Source organism: Streptomyces sp. NPDC030245, from assembly GCF_055572995.1.
Genome location: NZ_JBVICF010000003.1, coordinates 735,734 through 758,910, shown reverse-complemented (window position 1 = coordinate 758,910; position 23,177 = coordinate 735,734). Strand labels below are relative to the sequence as shown.

Below are 23,177 nucleotides of genomic sequence, written 5' to 3'. Positions count from 1 at the left end.
CTACGCGCGAAGAGAGAGACCATGACCACGGACAACACCGCACGGCCCGCGGCCCGCACCGCCATCGACCTCATCACCGCCGCCTGGCACACCCAGGCCGTCTACGCGGCGGCCAGGCTGGGCCTGCCCGATCTGATCGAGGCGGGCCACACGGCCCCGGCAGAGCTCGCCAAGGCCGCCGACGCGGACCCGGACGCGGTCCGGCGCCTGCTGCGCCTGCTGCTCCGCCTGGGCGTGGTCGACGGTGACGACACCGTCGGCTACCGCAACACGGACGTGGGCGACCTGCTGCGCGACCGGCCCGGCTCGCTGCGCGACGTGTGTCTGCTCTACGGCGAGGAGTTCTACCAGGCCTGGGGGAACTCCATCGAGACGTTCCGTACCGGCAAAAGCGGCTTCGAGAAGGCGTACGGGCGCTCGCTCGTCGGCTATCTCGGGGAGGACCCCGACGCCGCCCAGCGCTTCCAGCGCGCCATGCAGGCCCAGGCGAACAACTTCTCCTTCGACGCGGTGCCGCGGCACATCGACTTCACCGCCGACCGGCACGTCGTCGACATCGCGGGCGGCAGCGGCCAGCTCCTGTCCACGGTCCTCGCCGCCGCGCCCGAGGCCCGCGGCACGCTGCTCGACCTGGAACACAACATCCCCATCGCCCGCGCGCACCTGGAGAAGAGCGTGGGTCTCGACCGTGCCGAGCTCGTCGCCGGGGACATGTTCGCCGGCCCGATCCCGCAGGGCGCCGACACCTACCTCCTGTCCCGGGTCCTCGGGGACTGGTCGGAGGGTGACTGCGTACGCCTGCTGCGTTCCATACGCGAGGCCATGGGCCCGCACTCCCGCCTGGTGATCATCGAGATGGTCGTCCAGGACGGCAAGGCCGGTCTGCTGGCCCCGCTGTGGGACCTCCACCTGATGGTGGTCAACGGCGGACACCAGCGCTCGATCGGCGAGTACCACGAACTGGCGGACCAGTCGGGCCTGTCCATCGAGCGTTCCGTACAACTCCCCATGGAGACCTCGGCACTGGTGCTCACCGCCACATCCGACATTCCGTCGTGACCCAGGAGCCCGCATGCCACAACAGCAGCCGAATCCACCACGCACCATGAGCACCGCCGGGCCTTTCGGCCCGGGAGCCCGCCTCCGGGAAGCGGACGGCGTCCGGGAAGCGGGCCACGGCGCGCCCTTCATCCACGGCGTGCAGACCTCGGTGGCGGCCTTCGTCGGGGACGCCCCGAGCCTGCCGGGCAAGCCGGCCTACGTACGGCACCCGCAGGAGTTCATCGAGGCGTTCTCACGGCGCGCGTCCGCGGGCGAGCCGCCCTCCTTCGTCCACGACGCCGTGCTCGGCCACTTCCGCAACGGCGGTGGCGGGGCCTGGGTCGTGGGAACGGGCGACGACGCGGACCGGGTCGCCGCCCACCGGTCCGCCCTCGCCAGGCTGGAGCGCCTGCCGGAGATCACGCTTGTGGTGGCACCGGATCTGTGGCGGGTGGAGGGGGACGCGCACGGCATCGCCCGGGAGATCGCGGGACATTGCAGCCGTGTGGGTCACCGGGTCGCTCTGCTGCACACGCGGCAGGGCCTCGCACCCGCCGACGCAGGGAGCAGGCCGTTCGAACTGGCCGAGCCGGACGCTCAGTTCGTCGCCGTCCATTATCCGTGGGTCACCGTGACCGACGCCGACGGGCACGAACGCCTGGTGCCGCCGTCCGGTCATGTGTCGGGGATGTGCTGCCGCGTCGACACCGAGCGGGGCGTGCCCGCGGCGCCCGTGGGCGCCCTGGTGGGCGTGGTCAAGCACGAGCGTGAACTCACGGCGGACGAGCGGGAGTCGGTGGGCGCGCGGGGTGTCAACTGCCTGCACTTCGTGCGGGGGCAGGGCATTCGGGTGCTCGGGGCGCGCACGCTGTCCACCGACCCCGACTGGGCCGATCTCGGCGTCCGCCGCCTGGTGAACTACGCGCGCGCCTCGCTCGAACAGGGCACCCGATGGGCCGCCTTCGACACCAACAGCGCCCAACTGCGGGCGCTGGTGCGCCAGTCCACCACCACGTTCCTCAAGGGGCTGTGGCGCCAGGGGGCACTGCCCGGCCGGTCCGCGGCCGAGGCGTTCGAGGTCGTCTGCGACGACACCAACAACACCCATGAGGACATGGCGCGGGGCCGGGTCAACCTCGACGTCGGCCTCGCCGTCGTACGGCCCGCCGAATTCGTCACTTTCCGCGTTCAGCACGACATCGGGAACAAGATCAGCTGAGGAGAGATTCAGTATGGAGATTCACTCAGGCGCACTGAACTCACACGAACAGGACTCGCGCGCACAGAACTCCTGCCCACAGAATGAATGCGCACACAGCGCATGCGCACAGAGTCCCGGACAGGGCATACGGGCCGCCACCGATTCCCTGCTCTGCGACGCCTGCACCACAAAGCTGGAGCTCGATCTGCGGGCACTCCCCGGCCTTCACCAGGAAGGCCTGCACCACGTCATGGCGACTTCCAGGCGCCGGAATCCGACGAAGGTGTCCGGGAGCCGCAGAAGGGACCACCTGAACGTGTCCGCGCTCGACGCCAGAAGCAATATCGTCGCCATCCTGGAGTCATGGGCCGGCTATGTCGCGGACGAACTCGGGACCGCTCCCCCGACGCGCACCGTCCCCCACCTCACCTGCTTCCTGCTGCTCCACCTGGAGTGGCTCAGGGCCCAGCCCCCGGCCCCGGAGTTCGCGGAGGAGATCCACGGCCTCCACGTCGAACTGCTCCGTGTCATCGAGCCCGACCGCGGCGACGGGGACCCGCTCACCAGGGGGTGCGTGGTGGAGAGATGCACGGGAACGATCGTCGCCTCACCGCAGAGTCCGCAGGGCAGCATCGGCTGCTCGGCCGGGCACTCCTGGGAGGTACGGGAATGGCTCGTCCTACGGCACCTCATGGACCGGCAGCGCAAGGAAGCCGCCTAGACACTTCCGGCCGGCACCGCGCAGCGCTCGGCCTGCTCAGCGGGAGAGAGCAGGGTAGGGCGGAACGGAGCCCGAGTCGGCAGTGACGGGCGGACGGAAGAAGGGGGCGGTCACGGCACGCCGGGAAAACTCACCGCGTGCCGCGGCCGCCCCTGCCTTCGTCTATCGGATCCGCAAGGTGTCGAGGTAGGACTGCACGTTGCGCCGCGTCTCGGGCACGCTGTCGCCCCCGAACTTCTCCGCGACCGCATCAGCCAGGACGAGCGCCACCATGGCCTCGGCCACAATGCCGGCCGCCGGCACCGCACACACATCGGAACGCTGGTGGTGCGCCTTCGCCGCCTCACCCGTGGCCACATCGATCGTCGCCAGCGCACGCGGCACCGTCGCGATCGGCTTCATCGCGGCACGTACGCGCAGCAGCTCACCGGTGGTCAGACCACCCTCGGTACCACCCGACCGACCGGACGTCCGCCTGATGCCGTCATCCGTCGTCACGATCTCGTCGTGCGCCTTGGAACCCGGCACCCGCGCCAGCTCGAAGCCGTCCCCGACCTCCACACCCTTGATCGCCTGGATGCCCATCAGCGCCGCCGCCAGCCGCGCATCCAGCCGCCGGTCCCAGTGCACGTGCGAGCCCAGACCCACCGGGACGCCGTACGCCAGGACCTCGACCACACCGCCCAGCGTGTCGCCGTCCTTGTGCGCCTGGTCGATCTCCGCGACCATCGCCTTCGACGCATCCGCGTCCAGGCAGCGCACCGGATCCGCGTCCAGCTTCTCCACGTCGGCGGGGGTGGGGTAGACACCATAAGGCGCCTTCGCCGCGGCCAGCTCCGTCACGTGCGAGACGATCTCGATCCCCGCCGTCTCCTTCACGTACGAACGCGCCACCGCACCCAGCGCCACCCGCGCCGCGGTCTCCCGCGCCGAAGCACGCTCCAGCACCGGACGCGCCTCGTCGAAGCCGTACTTCTGCATGCCCGCCAGGTCCGCATGCCCCGGCCGGGGCCGGGTCAGCGGCGCGTTCCGCGCCAGATCCGCCAGCACCGCCGGATCCACCGGATCGGCCGACATGACCTGCTCCCACTTGGGCCACTCCGTATTGCCCACCATGATCGCGATGGGCGAGCCCATGCTCAGCCCGTGCCGCACACCACCCAGGAACGTGACCTCATCACGCTCGAACTTCATCCGCGCACCACGGCCATACCCCAGCCGCCGCCGCGCCAGATGATCCGCCACCATCTCCGTCGTGATCGGCACGCCGGCGGGAAGACCCTCCAACGTCGCGACAAGCGCGGGTCCGTGCGACTCCCCCGCGGTCAGCCAACGCAACCTGCTCAACGGTGTGCTCCTTCGCCTGCGCCCGGGAACAGGCGCCGCAGCTCGTCGTGGAAGTCCGGGAAGGTCTTCGCCACGCAGGCCGGGTCGTCCAGCGAGATCGTGTCGGGAACGGCGAGTCCGAGGACGGAGAACGACATCGCGATCCGGTGGTCGCGGTGGCACGCGATGCGGGTGGGGCGCGGCACTCCGGGCCGTACGGTGATCCAGTCCGTGCCTTCGGAGGTCTCGATGCCGCAGGCCCGGAGGTTCTCCGCCATCGCGGCGACGCGGTCGGACTCCTTCAGCCGGGCGTGCGCGACGCCGCGGATGGTGATGGGCGCGTCGGCCAGGGGCGCGATGGCGGCGAGGGTCATGAACGTGTCGGAGATCTCGCCCATGTCGACGGTGAAGCCGCCGCGCAGCGGTCCGGTGCCCGACACGGTGGTGGCCGTCGGCCCCACCCGCACGTCGGCGCCCGCCTGTTCGAGGACCTCGACGAAGCGGAGGTCGCCCTGGAGGCTGTCGGTGCCGAGGCCGGGCACGGTGACGGTGCGTCCGGTGACGGCCGCCGCGGCGAAGACGTACGAGGCGGAGGACGCGTCGGGTTCGACCTCGACGTCCGTCGCGTCGTACGCCCCCGGGTCGACGCGGAGGGTGCCGTCCGCGCCCTCCTCGACCCGGGCTCCGAAGCGCCGCATCAGGGCCACGGTCATGTCGACGTACGGGCGGCTGACCAGGCTCTCCGTGCGGACCTGGAGGCCGCGGCGCATCAGCGGGCCCGCCATCAGGAGGCCGCTCAGATACTGGCTGCTCAGGGACGAGTCGACCGAGAGTTCGCCGCCCTCGATGCCGTGCGCGCGGATCAGCAGGGGGAGCCCGTTGCCGGGGCCCGGCTCCAGGTCGGCGCCGAGGGCGCGGAGCGCCTCGATCAGGGGGCGCTGCGGGCGGGCGCGCAGCTGGGACGAGCCGTCGAAGAGGAAGGTGCCGTGGCCGGTGGCGGCGAACGGGGGCAGGAAGCGGGCGGCGGTCCCGGCGTCGGCGCACCACGGCCGGGCGGGGCCGGCGGGTCCGCGTCCCGCGCCCGTCACCTCCCAGAACGCGTCCCCGGGGCCGCTCTTGACCGGGATGCCGCAGACGCCGAGCGCCTCGCGGAACGCGACGGTGTCCTCGCTGACCAGCGGGGCGCGGAGGGTGCTCGTGCCGTCGGCCGCGGCGGCCAGCAGGAGCAGTCGGTTGGTCAGGCTCTTCGATCCCGGTACGCGGGCGGCCAGGCCGGTGCCCGGCTCCTTCTCCGTGATCACGCGGGTGCCTCCATGCGGCGGGGAGTGAGATGGGGCCGGGGAGCGCTCTTGGGGGAAGGAGCTCCCCGGCCCGGTCAGAGGGGGGTCACGTCGGTACCACGGGGTCAGGCCCGTGGTCCCTTCACCATTCGAGGAGGGCGAGGCCCGCGGCCATGCCGCCGCCGAAGCCCGCCAGGAGGATCAGGTCGCCGGGTGCGAAGGCCCCTTCGCGGGCAGCGGCGTCCAGGGTGATGGGGATCGACGCGGCGCCGGTGTTGCCGTACCGCTCCAGGGTGAGGTGCGTGGTGGCGCGGGACAGCGACAGGTCCTCGATCACCGTGTCCAGCATGACGCCGTTGGCCTGGTGCGGCACGAAGTGCGCGACGTCGTCCGGCACGACGCCCGCCTCGTGCAGGAACTGCTTGGTCAGCTGCGGCAGTTGCTCCACCACGAACCGGCGCACCTCGCGCCCGTCCATCGCGAAGTACTGGAGCCCCGCGTCCAGCACGCCCTGGTCCGCGGGTTGCCGGCTGCCGCCCGCGGGCACCTGGATCAGCCCGGCGAGCTCGCCGACGGTGTGCAGGGTGACGTGCCGCACCCGCGCCCCGGCCGCGCGCCCCTCGCCGGCCGGGCCGAGGACCATCGCCCCGGCCCCGTCCCCGAACAGCACCACCGTCTTGCGGTCGGCGGGGTTCAGGATCCGCGAGTAGACGTCCGCGCCGATCACCAGCGCGTGACCGCCCTGGCGGGCGAGCATGCCCTCGACCACCGACAGCGCGAACACGCTGCCCGAGCAGACCGCGTTGACGTCGAATGCCGCCGCGCCGAGGGCACCGAGCTGCTGCTGCACATAGACCGCGGTCGGCGGCTGCGGCCGGTCCGGTGTGGACGTCGCCACCACGATCAGCGACAGCTGGGCCACGGTGATGCCCGCCGACTCCAGTGCCGCGCGCCCGGCCGCCACCGCGAGGTCGGAGGTGGCCTGGCCGGGCGCGGCCCAACGCCGCTCCCGGATAGCGGTCTTGCGTACGATCCACTCGCCGTCGACCCCGGCCGGCGCGCCGACCTCGTCGTTGGAGACGATACGGTCCGGCACGTAACCGCCCGTACCGAGAATTGCGACATCGGTTGCGATACCGGTCATTCGCCTGCCCCACCCTCAACGCGACGTGCATGGATTCTGCATGTGTCCGGCGCCCGCACGGCACCTCCGCGCTCGCGCGCGGCGTGCGCGGGCGGCACCGACGGGCCGCCCACGCACCTGCGTTCTCGCACGGTGCCGCTACCGCCGCTCGTAGATCCGCTTGTGGCCGCGCAGGGCGGCCAGCCGGAACGCGCCGCTGGTCTGCACCGGCGTGGGGTGGTCCCCGCCGTCGGTGGGGAAGGACCGCTCGTGGAGCTCGCGGTAACCGGCGTACTCCAGCGGCTTGCGCCGCTCGACGGCCTGCTGGTGCTCGGCGGTGCGCAGCTGCTCGCGGTAGCCGGGGACGACCTGGCCGGCGAAGAACTCCGCGACGCTGCCGGAGCCGTAGCTGAGGAAGCCGATGGAGCGGCCCGTCAGGTCGTCGGCCTGGTCGAGGAGCGCGGCCAGGCCCAGGTAGACCGAGGCGGTGTAGCTGTTGCCGATGACCCTGTTGTACGCCGTGGTCAGGCCGAGGTGTCCCTCGATGACGTCCTTGTCGGTGTCGTGGCCGCAGTAGTTCAGCAGGTGGCGGTGGGCCTTGTAGGCCATCTTCGTGAACGGCTGGTGGTAGCAGAACGCCGCGAACTCGTCGAGGGAGCGGCCGCCCTGCTCGCTGTAGTCCTTCCAGCAGCCCTCCACCGCCTGTAGATAGGCGTTGATCGACTCCTGGCCGTCCACCAGCGCCGCGTCGCGGTAGTTGGGCCGCCAGAAGTCCATGACGTCCGCGGTGAACAGGCCGGAGGGGCCCTCGATCCGCACCAGTGCCGGATCCGCGCCCACCAGCATCGCGACCGCCGCCGCGCCCTGCGTGGCCTCGCCGGGGCTGTCCAGCTCGTACTTGGAGACATCGCTGGCGATCACGAGGACCTGCTGGGAGGGGTCGCGCGCCACCAGGCCGAGCGCGAACTGCAACCCCGCGGTCGCCCCGTAGCAGGCCTGCTTCAGCTCCACGACGCGTGCCGCCGACGGCAGCCCGAGCAGCGAATGGACGTACACGCCACCGGACTTGGCCTGGTCGATGGAGGACTCGGTGGCGAAGACCACCGTGCGGATCCTCTCGCTGCCGTGGCGGGCGACGATCGGCGCGGCGGCGGCCGCGCCCAGCGTCACGATGTCCTCGTCGGCGGCCGGGACGCTCATCGACTCCTGACCGATGCCGATGTGGTACTTGCCGATCTCCGTGCCGTTGTACTCGGCGAGCGCCGTATGCGGCAGCACGAACTCCGTCGTCGCGAACGACAGATCGTGTATCCCTGTGCCTGAACCACTGGCCATGCCCTACACACCGACCTTTTCCGTCTTGTTGTCGCGCTCCAACTGGACATGTGCACGCATCAGTTCGCCGGGGTTGGTCTGCGCGGCGAGCAGCGAGAGCTCCCCGCACAGGACCGTCGCGGCCGCGATCACGGCGAGCCTGCGGGCGTTCTCGCCGGGCTCGCGCTCCACGCGGCAGCCGAGGCGGGCGAGGTTGGTCTCGACGAACTCGATGCCCTTGCCGTTGCCGACCGTGCCCACGATCAGGTTGGGCAGCGTGCAGGCGAAGTAGAGGTCGCCGTCGCGGTCCTCGGCCATCGTGACGCCCTGGGAGCCCTCGACGATGTTGGCGGCGTCCTGGCCGGTGGCGAGGTAGAAGCCGAGCAGCATGTTCGCGTAGTGGGCGTTGGCCGAGCGGATGCCGCCGGCGAGCAGCGTGCCGAGCATGTTCTTGCGGATGTTCAGCTGGACGACCTTGGCGGCCGTCGTGTGCAGGACGTCGGCGACGACGTCGCGCGGGATCAGGAGCTCCGTGACCACGTTCTTGCCGCGGCCGAGGATGCCGTTGATCGCGGTGGCCTTCTTGTCCGTGCAGTAGTTGCCGGAGATGGAGCCGTAGGCGATGCCCGGGATGGTGTCGAGGAGGTGCTTGAGGAGCGCGTCGGACGCGAGCGTCGCCATGTTGTGCCCGGACGCGTCACCGGTGGTGAACTCGAACCGGATGAACAGCAGGTTCGCGTTGATCTCGTGCCGGATGTCGATCAGCTGGGCGAACCGGCTGCACCCGCGCACCACTTCGCGCAGTTCGTCGATGCGGGCGTCGATGGCGCGGGCGGCCACGTACGCGGTCTGCGCGTCGGTCGCCTCCACGAGCACGGACCGGGTCATCCGCTCGTCGACGAGGGTGGCGACGATGCCGTTCTCGGCGAGCATGGAGACCTTGGCGCCGCGGCCCACGGAGGGCCACAGCGGCGTCTCGTAGGTGGCGAGGGGGACCTGGGTCTCGGTGGTGGCGACGTTGCCGGAGATGCGCAGGGGGCCCACCCAGCGCATCGGGACGCCGGCGATCGCGTGTGTCTCGGTCATCGGGTGCTTCCCGTCAGTTCGTGGGCGGCCTGTACGGAGCGGGAGCGCTGCGCGAAGGGCGCCGTCTCGATGCCTCGGTCGGCGCAGAAGTCCCGGAGTTCCCCGCGGATGAGCAGGTCGCAGCGGGTCAGGTCGGCGGGGGTGCGGGCGCCGAGCATGGTCTGCAACGCGGCGAGCTGGTCGAGCCATGTCGAGATCTGCGCGATCAGCGCGGAGACGCCCTCGTCCTTGAGGGTGCGGAGGAATCCGCCGGACGCGCCGACGCCGGAGGCGCCGAGCGCCAGCGCGCGGGCGACGTCGAGGGCGTTGCGCACGCCGCCGGAGGCGAGCACGGGGATGCCGACGTCCTGGTTGTCGAGGAGGCAGGCCGCGGTGGACTGTCCCCAGCCGTGCATGAACGCGTACTCGCCGAGTTCGCGCCGGCCGTTCTCGATGCGGGCGAAGTCGGTGCCGCCGCGCCCGCCGAGGTCGGCGACCTGCACGCCGAGGCTCTCGATGAGCAGGACGGTCTCCCGGCTGAGGCCGTTGCCGACCTCCTTGACGATGACGGGGACCTCGACGGCCGCCGCGATCTTCTCGATCTGCGGGACCCAGGAGGAGAACGACCGGTCGCCCTCGGGCATCGGGGTTTCCTGCGCGGTGTTGATGTGGATCTGAAGGGCGTCGGCCCGCACGAGGTCGATGGCGCGCTGCACCTTGTCGACCGAGGCCGTCGCATTGACGTTGGCCAGCACGAACCCGTCGGGGTTCTCCTTGCGCAGCACGCTGAACGTGTCGGCGCAGGACGGGTCCTTGAAGTAGGCGCTCATGGAGCCGGAGGCGACGGCCACGCCGGTCTCGCGGGCGGCGATGGCGAGGTCGCGGTTGATGATGCCGGTGCTGACGCTGCCGCCGGTCATCGCGTTGATGTAGAGCGGTACCGGCCAGGAGATGCCGGCGAAGGTCGTGGCCAGGGACACGTCGGGCCGGTCGAGGCCGGCCAGGGCGTGGTGGACGAACGACACCTCGTCGAACTGGTTGTGTCCGCTGTGCTGCCGCTGGTGCTCGACGGCGAGGCGGACGTGGTCGTCCTTGCGTTGAGAGATCATTCTGCGTTCCCTTCCATGGCGGGACGGATCGGCAAGGGCCGCACCCCCGCCGTGGTCCACCGTTTCCGTACGTGGGCGATGTCCGGTGCCGCGTCGGCGTCGAGCAGTGCGATGCCGCAGTCGCCGCCGCCCGCCCCCGAGGGCTTGGCCGCGCCGCCGACGGCTTCGGCGGCGTCGCACAGCGCGGTCAGCCTTGGTGTGAAGATGCCGAGTCCGGCGTCCTCGTCGATGCGCGCCAGCTCCTGGCGGGCGCGCCGGATCTGGCGCAGCAGGCCGTCGGGGTCGGCGCGGTCCAGCGCGTCGGCCGCGGCGTGCACGAAGTCGTTGCTGGTCTCCACGAACCTCCGGTGGGAGGCGCTGCCCCGCCAGGTCTTCCGGTCCAGGCCGGCGACGAGGGAGGGGGTGGAGGCGGGTGTCCCGGTCCAGCCGACTTCCAGTGAGAGGGCCGCGGGCCGCGGCAGTGCGCGTACGTCGTGGCCGGGCCAGGGCACGCGCAGGGCCTCCTCGACGCCCGCTCTCGCGGCGAGGTCGAGGACGGCGGCCCGGTCGGGTGCCCGGTAGGCGATCCAGCCGCCCCAGGTGCCCGCGGCGAGGTCACCGCCGGAGGCCTTGGGTTCGAGGCCCGCCGTGGCGAGCAGCGCGAGGCGGTAGCGGGCGTCGCGCGTCAGGTCGAGGCCGCAGTGGGCCGCCACGGCGGCGACGGTCGCCACGACGACCGCGCCGCTCGACCCGAAGCCGAACTTGGTGCCGTTGTCGTGGAGTTCGCTGCTGACGGAGATGTCGAGCGCGGGCTCGGGCAGGCCTCGTTCGGCGAGCAGCCTGGCGACGGTCTCGATGGCCGCCGCCACGTGGGCGAAGCTCTCGCGGAGCAGTTGTGCGTCCCGCGGCTGTGCCCCGGCGAGCCGGCCGTCCCGCCATCGGCAGTGGGCCGGGCGCGGGGCGAGGTCGGAGGACAGTACGACACCTGGGCCGCCGGGGCCGCCGGGGTCGGACACGGTGACGGTGACGTACCGGTCGACGGCGATCAGGATCGCCGGGTTGCCCGGCTCCACGACCGCGTACTCACCCGCGACGAACAGCTTGCCCGGCGCGCGCCGGACGGTGGTCGGCCGAGGGGTCACCGTCCGTCCTCGGTCAGGAGGCGGGCGCCGGGGCCCGGGCGGGCGATGTGGACGGCGCCGCCCTGCGCGGCGGTGCGCACGGCGTCGGCGACCCGGTCCGCGTCGGCGGCGCGGCAGAGGACCTTGACGTTGGGCCCGGCGTCCATGGTGGCGTAGGCGGGCACGCCGTCGCGCCGCAGTTGCAGCACGCTGTCGAGGACGGTGAGCGAGGCGGGTGACATGTAGCGCACGGCGGGGCGGGCGGCCAGCATCGTGGCGTGCATGCCGAGGGCGTTGCGTTCGGCGATCTCCCCGACCGCTTCGAGGTCGCCGCGGCCGAGCGCCCGGCGCATGTCGGCCAGGTCGTCCTTGCTGGAGACGGCCCACGGTTCGTAGAGCGGCGAGGTGTCGACGGTGCGTCGCATGGCCGCCCGGCTGGACACGTCCTTGGGTCCGGCGTTGACGACGGCGACGACGAGGGCGGGGTCGAGGGGCGCGGTGGGCACCGGTTCGGCGTACGAGCTGAGGTCGGCTTCCTCGTCGGTGCCGGTCTCACTCCCGGCGTGCCAGACCACGAAGTCCCCGAAGAGGGACCGGGAGGCCGAGCCGGAGCCGCGCCGGGCGAGGCGCGAGAGCGCGACGGCGTCGAGGTCGAGGCCGTAGGCGGCGGCCGCCGCCACCGCCAGGGCGGCGAAGCCGCTCGCGGAGGACGCGAGGCCCGCCCCGGTGGGCACGGTGTTCTCGGTGTCGACGACGGCCCGGTCGGCGACGCCCGCCCGCTCGCGCACCAGGTCGAGGAAGGTGACGATGCGCCGCAGCGCCTCGCCTTCCGCCGGGGTGCCGCCGAGCGTCACCTCGTCGTGGGCGGCCCCGGGGGTGAGCCGGACGCGGGTGGTGGTCGGGAAGATGTCGAGGGTCATGGACAGGCTGTCGGTGCGCGGCAGGATGAGCCGCTCGTCGCGCTTGCCCCAGTACTTGATGAGTGCGATGTTCGGGTGCGCCACGGCGGTCGCGGTGCCCGCCGTGCCCCCCGGTGCGGTGCGCACCGCGGTGGTGGTCCGCTGTTCAGCGCCCATGTCCGGCAAACCCCCTCAGCGGTACGACCCATGTCTGTACGGCGCCGGCTTCGTGCAGTCGCCGGGTCACCGCGCTCGCCTGCTCCGACTGGGTCAGTGCGAGCACGCAGCCGCCCATGCCGCCTCCGGTGATCTTGGCGCCGAGGCTGCCCGCGGAGACCGCGCCGTCGACCAGCGCGTCGATCCGCTCGGTGCTCAACCCGGCGGCGCGCAGCAGCTCGTGATACTCCGTCATACGTGAGCCGAGCTCTTCGGGCTTGCCGTCGGCCAGGGCGTGCCGGGCCTCGTCGGTCAGCTGGGTGGCGCGGCGCACGAACCGGTCCTGTGCTCCTTCGTGGCGCTGGAAGCCGTCGCGCAGCAGGCCGACGGCGTCCTTGGTGCGGCCCACTTCGCCGCTGTCGGCGACGATGAACAACCCTTCGCAGCCGATGGGCAGTTCCTCGGACCGGCCCTGCTGGAACAGGAGCGGTCCGGGGGCGCCGACGGCGGTGGCGTCGACGCCGCTGGCGCGGCCGTGGGCCACGTTCTCGGCGGTCTGCACCAGGTCGAAGGCGGTCTGCGGGGTGACCTCGCGGTCGAAGAGGTCGGCCAGGGCGAAGACGACGGCCCGCGCGCATGCCGCGCTGGAGCCGAGTCCGCGGCCGGGCGGGATGGCGCAGTCGAGGATGACGTCGAGGTGCACGTCGTCGGCGACGTTCATGGTTGTCCGGAATTCGGCGGTGAGCCGCCGCAGCCAGTCGGATGCCTGGGTGGCGACCGGCCGCGAGGCGGAGCCGGTCATCGTCAGAGACACGTCGCCGGTGTCGCCCGGGGCCCTGGCCGACCATCCGGCGCTCGCCGTGACCGTCAGCTGGGGCACCGGGAGTGCGAGCGCGGGAGCGCCGTACACCACGGCGTGCTCCCCCAGCAGAATGGTCTTCGCATGGGCGCGGCCGATTCCGACCGAGCGGGCCCGACGTATTTCCGACACCCCCTCCGCCGAGGTCGGTGGTGTCAACGCACCCAGCTCCCTTTGTCTTTTCTGCATGGAGATCGCATCATCCAGATTTCTAGGAAGGAACCGTTCCAGAGAAAAGGGCTTGGGGAGAGGCGATGTCCTCGCCTCTCCCCAAGCCCTTGGCAGGTCCGCCCCGGCGGGCGGGGAGCGGTGTCAGCCGTCGGCGCGCAGCAGCTTCTCCACGCGCTTCTGCCACTGGTAGTACGACGCGATCTTGTGGTACTCGCCCTTCGGCGTCGACGCGATGCCGTAGACGTAGTTGCGGCCCTCGGTGTCGTAGGGCGCGCTCTTGATGAGCCGCTCGAACGTCGGGGCGAGGTCCACCGGGAGGCCCAGCGGCTCCGGCGTCATGACGGAGTACGTGAACCGGTTGATCTTCGGCGAGTCCCAGTTGAGGGTGACGTAGATGACGAACGAGCGCTCGCAGAACCTGAGGAGCTCCTCGCTCGGCTCCGCGAGGCCGAGCTCGCCGAGGATCGCCCGGACGCCCTGCTCCTCGAAGACCCCGGCCGGCACGCGGTCGCCGACGCCGCCGCCGAAGTACAGGTTCATCGTGCGCTTCGAGTAGTCGATGCCGACCGTGCTCACCATGTCGGCGATGCCCCACTTCTCGAAGAAGTCGAGGTTCGCGGCGACGGCGTCCGGGATGGACGGGAGCTTGATCAGCTCGGAGACCTTGCCGAGGTTCTCGGCGCTGGGGAAGGACCAGGTCTTCGTGAAGCCGCCGGCGACGCCGAAGTCGACACCGCAGCTGGTGATGGGGAGGTTCTGGTGGACCTCCTTCAGCAGGCTGCCCGCGGGGTGGTCCGTCTTCGGGGTGAGGTCGTGCTCCAGGGCGCGGGCGTACGGGTCGAAGCCCTGGGGGAGCATCGTGAAGCGGCAGTCGAGGTCGTCCGCGCTGCTGCCGGTGGAAGCCCGGAAGGAGATCACGGAATCCGCGATCACGTCCTGGAAGGCATTCAGGATGGGCCACACCTTGTCGTGCGAAGCGGTGACGTCCACCAGCTGAGCCGTCTTCTCGATGATCGAGTAAAGCTCTGTCAGGTCGGCGCTTTCCGACATGGTTCCTCCACTGATCGAATGACCGAATGCTCGAATTTGGCGAATTCGCCGGGTTACATCACAACTTAGGATCGTCAATCCCCCCACCGTCCGCGAAAATCGCAGCAAAAGGGAGGGGGCGCCATCACGCGATGGAATGCGAAGGGGAATCGGTACTGCGTCGAGCGCGGACTCGGCCTCGCCGGCACGAACCGGCGGCTACGGCTCTCGACCCACGGCCTCGCGGCGGGTTTTGGGCAGAGTCGGCGTGCAGAAATAGTGACACGGGCGGCGCCTTCGAGCCAAGGCCCACCTGAAGTGACCCGGGTCACACCCGGGTGAAGTCGCGCCGGGGCCCCGCCAGTTGGGCGGGGCCCCGGTCGGTGCAGCTCAGAGATACGGTCGGTGCAGGTCGGACGTCCTGCCGGCACGGCTCACACGTACTGGCAGATGTCCCTTCGCAGGAACGAACCGTGCCCGGCGCGGCCCGTGTACACGCGGTCGTCGAGCACCGGCACACCACGGGACAGCACCGTCTCCACGCGTCCCGTCACTCTCTTGCCCTCGTAGGCGGAGTAGTCGACGTTCATGTGGTGGGTCCGCGCCGAGATGGTCTGCTCGGCGTGCGGGTCGTAGATGACGATGTCGGCGTCGGCGCCCGGGGCGATCGTGCCCTTCTTCGGGTAGAGGCCGAACATCCTGGCCGGTGTCGCGCAGGCGATCTCGATCCAGCGGCGCCTGCTGATGTGCCCCTCCACGACCGCCTGGTGCAGCAGGTCCATGCGGTTCTCCACGCCCGGCATGCCGTTCGGGATCTTCGAGAAGTCGTCGCGGCCCAGCTCCTTCTGCCCCTTGAAGCAGAAGGGGCAGTGGTCCGTGGAGACCACCTGGAGGTCGTTGGTCCGCAGCCCGCGCCACAGCACCTCCTGGTGCTCCTTCGGGCGCAGCGGGGTCGAGCAGACGTACTTCGCGCCTTCGAAGTCGGGCTCCGCGAGGTTGTCGGTCGACAGGAAGAGGTACTGCGGACAGGTCTCGCCGAAGACCGGGAGTCCGTCGTCCCTGGCCCTGGTCAGTTCGGCGACGGCCTCGCGCGCCGACACGTGCACCACGTACAGCGGCGCGCCCGCCACCTGGCTCAGCCTGATGACGCGATGGGTCGCCTCCGCCTCCAGGAGTGCCTTCCTGACCTCCCCGTGGTGGCGGGGGTCCCGTTCACCGCGCGCAAGGGCCTGTTCCACCAGGACGTCGATGGCGAGGCCGTTCTCCGCGTGCGCCATCACGAGGCCGCCGTTCGTGCCCGCTCGCTGCATCGCCCGGAGGATCTGCCCGTCGTCGGAGAAGAAGACGCCGGGGTAGGCGGTGAACAGCTTGAACGAGGTGACCCCGGAGGAGACGAGGGTGTCCATCTCCTTGAGCGAGGACTCGTTCACATCGGACATGATCATGTGGAATCCGTAGTCGACCGCGCACCGCCCGGCCGCCTTCTCGTGCCACGTGTCGAGGCCCTCCGCGAGCGTGCCGCCCTTGGGCTGGATCGCGAAGTCGATGATGGTGGTGGTGCCGCCCCAGGCCGCGGCGCGGGTGCCGGTCTCGAAGGTGTCCGACGCGAGGGTGCCGCCGAACGGCATCTCCATGTGCGTATGGGCGTCGACGCCGCCCGGGATCACGTACTTCCCGGTGGCGTCGAGCACGCGGTCGGCGGTCCACCCGTGGCTGCCCCGGGTGGCCAGCGCCGCGACCCGGCCGTCCGCCACCAGGACGTCGACGGGCAGTTCGTCGGAGGCCGTGACGACCAGGCCGCCGGTGATCAGAGTGCGGGTACTCATGTGGTGCGCTCCCTTTCCTGCGGGCCTGCGAGGATCGTGCGTACCCGAACTACGCGCTCCGCAGTGCGCGTTCGAGGATCGCAGCGCCCTCCTCCGCCTCCGCGACGGTCAGCGAGAGCGGCGGGGCGACGCGCAGCACGCTGGTGTCGTGGCCGCCGCCCTTGCCGACGAGCAGGCCGCCCTCGCGGGCCGCTTCGAGTACGGCGGCGGCCGCCCGCGGGTTCGGCCGGTCCGTGCCGGGCTCGACCAGTTCGATGCCGATCATCAGGCCGCGCCCGCGCACCTCGCGCACGACGGGCAGCTGGGCGCAGATGGCCCGCAGCCGCTCGATGAGGAGCCCGCCGACGCGCCGCGCGTTGCCCTGGAGGTCGTGCTCCAGGAGGTACGTGAGGTTGGCGAGGCCGGCCGCCATGGTGACCGGGGAGCCGCCGAACGTCGAGATGGAGTTGGCGTCGAGGGAGTTCATGACCTCGGCGCGGGCCACGACGCCGCCGACCGACATGCCGTTGCCGATGCCCTTGGCGAAGGTGAGGATGTCCGGCGGGCCGTGTTGCGCGTGTGCCTGCCAGCCCCAGAAGTGGTCGCCCGTGCGGCCCCAGCCGGTCTGCACCTCGTCGGCGATCCACAGGATGCCGTGCTCGTCGAGGACTTCGCGGAACGCGGCGTACAGGCCGTCGGGCGGCGAGGTGAAGCCGCCGACGCCCTGCACCGGCTCGGCGATCAGCGCCGCCACTCCCCCGCGGGTCTGCCCGAGCATGTCCCGCAGGTCGGCGACGCAGGCGGCGGTGAACTCGGCGTCGCCCATGGCCGCGTACGGACCGCGGCTGCGGCCACCCCCGTGCACGTACAGCGTCTGGAGGGGCGAGAGGCTGGTCGGCGACCACGACTGGTTGCCGGTGATGCCGACGGTCGTGAAGGACCGTCCGTGGTAGCTGTTGCGCATCGCCAGGATCTGGTTCGAGCGGCGGTGCGCCGTGGCGAGCAGGAGGGCCGCGTCGTTGGCCTCGGTGCCCGAGGTGGTGAAGAAGACGCGCGCGTCGGGGATGCCGGACAACGCCGCGATGCGCTCGGCCAGTTCGACCATCGGGCGGTTGAGGTAGAGCGTGGAGGAGTGAATAATTCTGGCCGCCTGCTCGCTCACCGCCTTGGTGACCTCGGGCAGGGCGTGCGCCGTCATGGTGGTGAGGATGCCGCCGAAGAAGTCGAGGTACTTGTTGCCGTCGGCGTCCCAGACGTGGCGGCCCTCGCCGTGGGTGAGTTCGAGCGGCCGCTGGTAGTAGAGCGCGAGCCAGTCGGGCAGCACCGCCCGGTGGCGGTCGTACAGATCGGTCACGGCTGCACCAGCCCTTCGTAGGCATCGGGACGGCGGTCGCGGTAGAACGCCCACTGTTGGCGTACTTCCTCGATGAGGCCGAAGTCGAGGTCCCTGACGACGAGTTCTTCCGCCTTGTCGCTCGCCGGTTCGCCGACGAACTTGCCGCGCGGGTCGACGAAGTAGCTCGTGCCGTAGAAGTCGTTGTCGCCGTACTCCTCCTGGCCGACGCGGTTGATGGCGGCGACGAAGTACTCGTTGGCGACGGCGGCGGCGGGCTGTTCGAGCTGCCACAGGTGGGCGGAGAGGCCGCGGTGGGTGGCGGAGGGGTTGTAGACGAGCTGGGCGCCGTTCAGCCCCAACTGCCGCCATCCTTCGGGGAAGTGGCGGTCGTAGCAGATGTAGACGCCGACCTTGCCGACCGCGGTGTCGAAGACGGGCCAGCCGAGGTTCCCCGGCTTGAAGTAGTACTTCTCCCAGAACCCCTTGACCTGGGGGATGTGGTGCTTGCGGTACTTGCCGAGGTAGCTGCCGTCGGCGTCGATCACGGCCGCGGTGTTGAAGTAGAAGCCGGACTGCTCGACCTCGAAGACGGGGACGACGATCACCATGCCGGTCTCGCGGGCGAGTTCCCGCATGCGGGTGACGGTGGGGCCGTCGGGCACGGGTTCGGCCCAGCGGTAGTGCTCGGCCTCCTGGACCTGGCAGAAGTAGGGGGCGTTGAAGACTTCCTGGAAGCCGATCACCTTGGCGCCCTGCCGGGCCGCCTCGCGTGCGTGCTCCTCGTGCTTGGCGATCATTGACTCGGTGTCGCCCGTCCAGGTGGCCTGGACCAGTGCGGCGCGTACGACGTTGGCCATGAGCTGCTCCTTCGTAGGCCCGTGGGAGGGCGTCGATGAGCTTCTACGCACGTAGACCTGCTGCGTGGATCAGGAAAACGTATGCCTCCGCCGAGGGGCTGAGCAAGACCATCGCCGTCAACCGGCGGAGTCGATCATGTTTCGCACCCGAGCGGGCCAGAAACGGGCAGGGACGATCCCGGTCAGGCGCTGGTCCCAGGCTCCCTCAGACGCTGCTCCCTGGCCCCCTCAGGCGCTGGTCCCAGGCTCCGTCAAGCGCTGAATCCGGCTACGCGCAGCGCGTGCACCAGGTCCCAGTGGTGCGCGTCCGAGACCTGCCGGGCCGTCTCCAGGAGCAGGGGCACGAGGCGCCGCGGGTCCGCGTGCGCGCACCGGGCCACGTCCTCCGGGGTGCGGACGCGGAGGCAGGAGTCGAGGAGCGCGCGGGCCTCCGGCTCGCGGCCCGCGTCGATCAGCGCGAGGACCGCCTCGGCGATCTCCGGCGCGGGGCGTGCGACGCCCTGCCGCAGCAGCTTCCCGCAGTCGTCGGCGCGGCCCGCCCCGGCCAGCGCGTCCGCCAGCGCGACGAGTTGGCCCGGCGGCAGCGAAGCGGCCTCCCACAGCAGGGTCTCCCAGTCGGCGCCGAGGCCCGCGCGGTGCAGTTCGACGGCGAACAGCGGCAGCCTGGCCGCGGGCCAGCCGGCGGCCTCGACGAGCACGCCGTGCGCCTCGCCGCCGCGGCCCTCGCCGCGGAGTGCGACGAGCTTGCGCACGGCGTCGGAGGTGGCGCGCCCGTCGGGGTCCTCGTCGGGGACGTGCGGCGCTTGTGGCGCGGGTACGGCGTCGGGGGCAGCGGCGTGCCGCCCGTCGTCGCCGAGACCGGCGAACCGCGCGCCACGGGGATGGCCCGCCGCGCGGTGCGCGGAGGGCTGCCGGGGCACACGCGGCTCGCCTCCCGGGGACGGGGCCGCCCCGAACCCGTCGTCCGTCGCGCCGATGTCCACCCACGACGGCCGTTCCACCTCGGCGAGGCGGTCCATCCGCTCCTGGAGTTCGGCGCAGCGGGCGGTCGCGCGCTCGTGGTCGTCGCGCACCCAGGCCAGGTCGAGGTTGATCCGGTCGGCCTCGTCGGCGTCGGCCGCGGCGGTCAGCCGGTGCGTCAGGTCGGCCTGCCGCTCCAGGGCGAGCCGCTGCTCCGTGAGCATCATGTCGAGCCGGTCGCCGAGGAGTTCGCGGCCGCCGGGTCTCGCGTCGTAGGCGGCGACCGACGCGCGGTGCAGGGCGCGCGCCACGGCTGCCTCGCGCTCGGCCTCCGGGAGGCCGCGGCCCGCCGCGAGGTCGTGGAGCAGCGCCTGCACCACGTCCCAGGGCGGCACCTCGGCGCCGTCGAGACAGGCGCGCATGCCGTCCGGGTCGCGCTGCCAGAACACGCCGCACCAGCCTGCTTCCTGGTCCAACCGTCCCAGCAGATCCCTCAAGTACTTCGCGAACTCCCGCACCTGCTGCGGGAGTTGTTCCCCTACCATCCGACCGGCACCGCCCCGTGGAGACTGGAGTCTTCCGGTCCGGAAGATAACACCAGACGTGTTACGGGACGACTACATGCAGTTTTCCGCACGTTGTGAAACCGGCACACCCGGAGCTCTCAGACGGCGGCCGGCTCGCACCGGACCACCAGCTCGTCCAGCGAGAGCCCCAGCACGGAGGCGAGCGCCGCCACGGTGAACAGCGCGGGCGTCGGCGCCCGCCCCGTCTCGATCTTCCGCAGCGTCTCCGCGGAGAGACCGGCCTCCGCCGCGACCGAGACCATGCTCCGCTCCCCCCGGGCCTCCCGCAGGAGCACTCCGAGGCGCTCGCCGCGCTCACGCTCTTCCGGGGTCAAAGGAGTCCGCACCATGCCCCCACCCTACCCGACCCCCGATTTGTATACCGGGATTCAAATACCGGTATAGTAATTGGCATGGTGGAACTCAAGACAGAGAAATCGATCGAAGCGATGCGCGAGGCGGGCCGCGTCGTGGCGCAGGCCCTCACCGCCGTCCGCGAGGCCGCGGCCGTGGGCGTCTCCCTGCTCGACCTGGACACGGTGGCGCGCGCCGTGCTCCGCGAAGCCGGCGCCTCCTCCCCCTTCCTCGGCTACCGGCCGCACTTCGCGCCGACCCCCTTCCCCGCCGTCATCTGCGCCTCGGTCAACGACGCGATCGTGCACGGCATCCCCGACGCCTACCGCCTGCGCGACGGCGACCTCGTCTCCATCGACTGCGGCGCCCACCTCGGCGGCTGGGCGGGCGACTCGGCGATCAGCTTCACCGTCGGCCAGCCGCGCCCCGCGGACGTCCGCCTCATCGGCACGGCGGAGCGCGCCCTGGCCGCGGGCATCGCGGCGGCGGTCGTCGGCAACCGCGTCGGCGACATCGCACACGCCATCGGCACCGTGTGCAGGAAGGAGGGGTACGGCATCCCGGAGGACTTCGGCGGCCACGGCATCGGCCGCCGGATGCACGAGGACCCCGGCGTCCCGAACGAGGGCCGCCCCGGCCGCGGCATGCCGCTGCGCCCCGGCATGGTCCTGGCCATCGAGCCGATGGTGATCGCGGGCGGCGGCGACGGCTACCACCCCGCGCCGGACGGCTGGACGCTGCGCACCAACGACGGGAGCCGCGCGGCGCACGCCGAGCACACCGTCGCGATCACGGAGGACGGCCCCAGGATCCTCACGGCACTGTGACGCGACGAGGGCACGCCCCGGCGCGGGGCCCGCGGACAGCGGCGGGGGCGCGGCAGGCCCGCGCCGGCTCCCTGCACGCGGCGCCGCACGACTGATGACCCGGCCCGCGCCGTCCGCCGCGTGGGCGGACGGCCCCCTGCGCGGCACGGACGCCGACCGCACGTCCGTGCCGCGCCCGGACGACGCTGACCGAGGCTCCCTATGGACCGCGCGTGGCGGCCCCGGCTCACCTGCCGGGGCTGACCACCATCGCCGACCCGCCACCCCTGCGGACCTTCTCCGCCGCCGCGAGCCACCTGCCGTCCGGCAGCCGCTGCACGCCCGTGGCCGCGCCGATCTCCGGGTTCTGCTTGAAGGAGTGCCCGATCGACTCCAAGGACCGCCTCGTCCGGCTGTCCCACAGCCCCGGTTCGAGCTCGGTCTGCGCGGCGTTGCGCTGGCTGGCGCGCGGCGCGGCGATCGCGTCGACCAGGGGCAGGCCCCGGTCGAGGAAGCCCGTCAGGGTCTGGAGGACGGTCGTGACGATGGTCGCGCCGCCCGGCGAGCCGAGCGCCACCACCGGCTTGCCGTGCTTGAGCACGATGGTCGGGGCGATCGAGGAGCGCGGCCGCTTGCCGGGCCCCGGCAGGTTCGGGTCGTGCACTCCGGGGCTCGCGGGCGCGAAGGAGAAGTCGGTGAGTTCGTTGTTGAGCAGGAAGCCGCGGCCCGGGACGGTGATGCCGCTGCCGCCGGTCGACTCGATGGTGAGGGTGTACGCGACGACGTTGCCCCACTTGTCGGCGACGGTCAGATGCGTGGTGTTCTCGCCCTCGTACGTCGTCGGGGCCGCCTTGCCGCCCGTGGCGCACGGCCGCGGGTGGCGCGGGTCGCCGGGCGCGAGCGGGCTTCTGAGGACGGCGTCGTCCTTGATCAGGCACTCCCGCGAGTCGGCGAACCGCTGCGAGAGGAGCTGCTTCGTCGGTACGTCCTCGAAGGCCGGGTCACCCACCCAGCGCCCCCGGTCGGCGAACGCGACGCGGCTCGCCTCGATGAAGCGGTGCAGGTACTTCGTCTTCGACGCCTTGGACAGGTCGGTGCGCTCCAGGATGTTGAGCGCCTCGCCGACGGTGGTGCCGCCGGAGGACGAGGGTGCCATGGAGTAGACGTCGAGGCCGCGGTAGGAGGTCTTCGTCGGGGCCTGGTGTTTGACCGCGTACGCCTTGAGGTCCTTGAGGGAGAGGTCGCCCGGCCGTACGACGCGGTCGGCGTCCGGGTCGACGGGCGGCTTGTTCACCGTGCGCACGAAGTCCTCGGCGAGGTCGCCGTGGTAGAGCGCGCCGACGCCCTTGCGGGCCAGTTCCCGGTAGGTGCGCGCCAGGTCGGGGTTCTTGAACGTCGAGCCGACCACGGGCAGTCTGCCGCCGGGCAGGAAGAGCTTCGCCGAGGCGGGGAAGTCCTCGAACCGCTGCTGGTTCGACTCGGTCTGCGCACGGAAGGTCGCGTCGACCGTGAAGCCGTCGCGGGCGAGGCGCTCGGCGGGCTTCAGAAGCGTGCCGAGGCGCTTGGTGCCCCAGCGGTCGAGTGCCGACTGCCAGGTGGCGGGGGTGCCCGGGGTGCCGACGCCGAGGCCGCTGGTGACCGCATCCTGGAAGGGGATCGGCTTGCCGTTCTCCAGGAAGAGCCCGGAGTCGGCGGTGCGCGGGGCGGTCTCGCGGCCGTCGATGGTGCTGACCTTGCGGGTCGCGGCGTCGTAGTGGACGAAGTAGCCGCCGCCTCCGACGCCCGCGGAGTACGGCTCGGTGACGCCGAGCGCGGCGGCGGTGGCGACGGCCGCGTCCACGGCGTTGCCGCCCTTGCGCAGGACCTCGATGCCGGCCGCCGAGGCGTCCGGGTCGACGCTGGCGACCGCTCCGCCGTGGCCGACGGCGACGGGCGTCTTCTCCGGTGCGGCCGGTTCCGCCGAGCGCGCAGAAGAAGGGGGCGCGGCCGCACCCACCGACACCAATACCCCTCCGACCGCCCAGAGCGTCAGATTCCGTACGACAGCGCGACGCATTCGTACCTCCTGTCAACAACGGTCTGCGCAGCGTAACTTCGGA

General features: G+C 71.6%; 20 protein-coding genes. 4 read left to right on the top strand and 16 right to left on the bottom strand.

The window, feature by feature from the left end:
* Window positions 1-21: 21 nt before the first annotated feature.
* The 3 genes from ACZ4Z4_RS11845 (at window position 22) to ACZ4Z4_RS11835 (ending at window position 2,963) form a co-directional block, all read left to right on the top strand.
* Entirely contained in the window at window positions 22-1,059 is a 1,038-nt protein-coding gene (locus tag ACZ4Z4_RS11845) for a methyltransferase (RefSeq protein WP_468325657.1), read from the top strand.
* Window positions 1,060-1,072: 13 nt separating this feature from the next.
* Window positions 1,073-2,260, top strand: coding sequence for a phage tail sheath family protein (locus ACZ4Z4_RS11840; RefSeq protein ID WP_468325654.1), 1,188 nt, complete (start codon window positions 1,073-1,075; stop codon window positions 2,258-2,260).
* A gap of 232 nt (window positions 2,261-2,492) precedes the next feature.
* On the top strand, window positions 2,493-2,963 hold the full coding sequence (locus tag ACZ4Z4_RS11835; protein ID WP_468325652.1) for a hypothetical protein: 471 nt from the start codon (window positions 2,493-2,495) through the stop codon (window positions 2,961-2,963).
* 162 nt (window positions 2,964-3,125) lie between these two features.
* On the opposite strand, the gene aroC is transcribed toward ACZ4Z4_RS11835, so the two are convergent.
* The 15 genes from aroC to ACZ4Z4_RS11760 form a co-directional block, all read right to left on the bottom strand.
* Window positions 3,126-4,310, bottom strand: a complete 1,185-nt coding sequence (aroC, locus tag ACZ4Z4_RS11830; protein ID WP_468325649.1) for a chorismate synthase — start codon at window positions 4,308-4,310, stop codon at window positions 3,126-3,128.
* Window positions 4,307-5,590 carry a 3-phosphoshikimate 1-carboxyvinyltransferase gene (gene aroA / locus ACZ4Z4_RS11825; RefSeq protein ID WP_468325647.1) on the bottom strand — a complete coding sequence of 428 codons (1,284 nt, stop codon included), beginning with the start codon at window positions 5,588-5,590 and terminating at the stop codon, window positions 4,307-4,309. The genes aroC and aroA overlap by 4 nt, the downstream gene beginning before the upstream one ends.
* A gap of 121 nt (window positions 5,591-5,711) precedes the next feature.
* On the bottom strand, window positions 5,712-6,713 hold the full coding sequence (locus ACZ4Z4_RS11820) for a 3-oxoacyl-ACP synthase III family protein (protein WP_468325645.1): 1,002 nt from the start codon (window positions 6,711-6,713) through the stop codon (window positions 5,712-5,714).
* A 138-nt stretch (window positions 6,714-6,851) separates the two neighbouring features.
* Complete coding sequence (locus ACZ4Z4_RS11815; protein WP_468325642.1) at window positions 6,852-8,027, bottom strand: hydroxymethylglutaryl-CoA synthase; 1,176 nt, start codon at window positions 8,025-8,027, stop codon at window positions 6,852-6,854.
* 3 nt (window positions 8,028-8,030) lie between these two features.
* Entirely contained in the window at window positions 8,031-9,092 is a 1,062-nt protein-coding gene (locus tag ACZ4Z4_RS11810) for a hydroxymethylglutaryl-CoA reductase (protein WP_468325640.1), read from the bottom strand.
* Entirely contained in the window at window positions 9,089-10,180 is a 1,092-nt protein-coding gene (gene fni / locus ACZ4Z4_RS11805; RefSeq protein WP_468325639.1) for a type 2 isopentenyl-diphosphate Delta-isomerase, read from the bottom strand. Before fni ends, ACZ4Z4_RS11810 begins: the two co-directional genes overlap by 4 nt.
* Window positions 10,177-11,301, bottom strand: a complete 1,125-nt coding sequence (locus ACZ4Z4_RS11800) for a phosphomevalonate kinase (protein WP_468325636.1) — start codon at window positions 11,299-11,301, stop codon at window positions 10,177-10,179. Before ACZ4Z4_RS11800 ends, fni begins: the two co-directional genes overlap by 4 nt.
* Window positions 11,298-12,356, bottom strand: a complete 1,059-nt coding sequence (gene mvaD / locus ACZ4Z4_RS11795; RefSeq protein ID WP_468325633.1) for a diphosphomevalonate decarboxylase — start codon at window positions 12,354-12,356, stop codon at window positions 11,298-11,300. Before mvaD ends, ACZ4Z4_RS11800 begins: the two co-directional genes overlap by 4 nt.
* On the bottom strand, window positions 12,346-13,326 hold the full coding sequence (gene mvk, locus ACZ4Z4_RS11790; RefSeq protein WP_468325630.1) for a mevalonate kinase: 981 nt from the start codon (window positions 13,324-13,326) through the stop codon (window positions 12,346-12,348). The genes mvaD and mvk overlap by 11 nt, the downstream gene beginning before the upstream one ends.
* Before the next feature lie 180 nt (window positions 13,327-13,506).
* Window positions 13,507-14,415 (bottom strand): aromatic prenyltransferase, encoded by a 909-nt coding sequence (locus ACZ4Z4_RS11785; protein WP_468325628.1) that lies wholly within the window; start codon window positions 14,413-14,415, stop codon window positions 13,507-13,509.
* A gap of 413 nt (window positions 14,416-14,828) precedes the next feature.
* Window positions 14,829-16,220, bottom strand: a complete 1,392-nt coding sequence (gene hydA, locus ACZ4Z4_RS11780) for a dihydropyrimidinase (RefSeq protein ID WP_468325625.1) — start codon at window positions 16,218-16,220, stop codon at window positions 14,829-14,831.
* A 49-nt stretch (window positions 16,221-16,269) separates the two neighbouring features.
* Window positions 16,270-17,553 carry an aspartate aminotransferase family protein gene (locus ACZ4Z4_RS11775; RefSeq protein ID WP_468325622.1) on the bottom strand — a complete coding sequence of 428 codons (1,284 nt, stop codon included), beginning with the start codon at window positions 17,551-17,553 and terminating at the stop codon, window positions 16,270-16,272.
* A complete protein-coding gene (locus ACZ4Z4_RS11770; protein WP_468325619.1) occupies window positions 17,550-18,392 on the bottom strand; it encodes a nitrilase-related carbon-nitrogen hydrolase in 843 nt (280 codons plus the stop codon). The genes ACZ4Z4_RS11775 and ACZ4Z4_RS11770 overlap by 4 nt, the downstream gene beginning before the upstream one ends.
* Window positions 18,393-18,643: 251 nt before the next feature.
* Window positions 18,644-19,897, bottom strand: coding sequence for a hypothetical protein (locus ACZ4Z4_RS11765; protein ID WP_468325616.1), 1,254 nt, complete (start codon window positions 19,895-19,897; stop codon window positions 18,644-18,646).
* Window positions 19,898-20,016: 119 nt separating this feature from the next.
* A complete protein-coding gene (locus tag ACZ4Z4_RS11760; RefSeq protein ID WP_468325613.1) occupies window positions 20,017-20,268 on the bottom strand; it encodes a helix-turn-helix domain-containing protein in 252 nt (83 codons plus the stop codon).
* Between the two features lie 63 nt (window positions 20,269-20,331).
* Here ACZ4Z4_RS11760 and map point away from each other — a divergent pair, with 63 nt between their 5' ends.
* Entirely contained in the window at window positions 20,332-21,099 is a 768-nt protein-coding gene (gene map / locus ACZ4Z4_RS11755; RefSeq protein ID WP_468325610.1) for a type I methionyl aminopeptidase, read from the top strand.
* A 226-nt stretch (window positions 21,100-21,325) separates the two neighbouring features.
* Here the strand turns inward: map and ggt are convergent, their stop codons facing one another.
* Window positions 21,326-23,134: a gamma-glutamyltransferase gene (gene ggt / locus ACZ4Z4_RS11750; protein ID WP_468325607.1), complete on the bottom strand. Its 1,809-nt coding sequence runs from the start codon at window positions 23,132-23,134 to the stop codon at window positions 21,326-21,328.
* Window positions 23,135-23,177 lie beyond the last annotated feature (43 nt).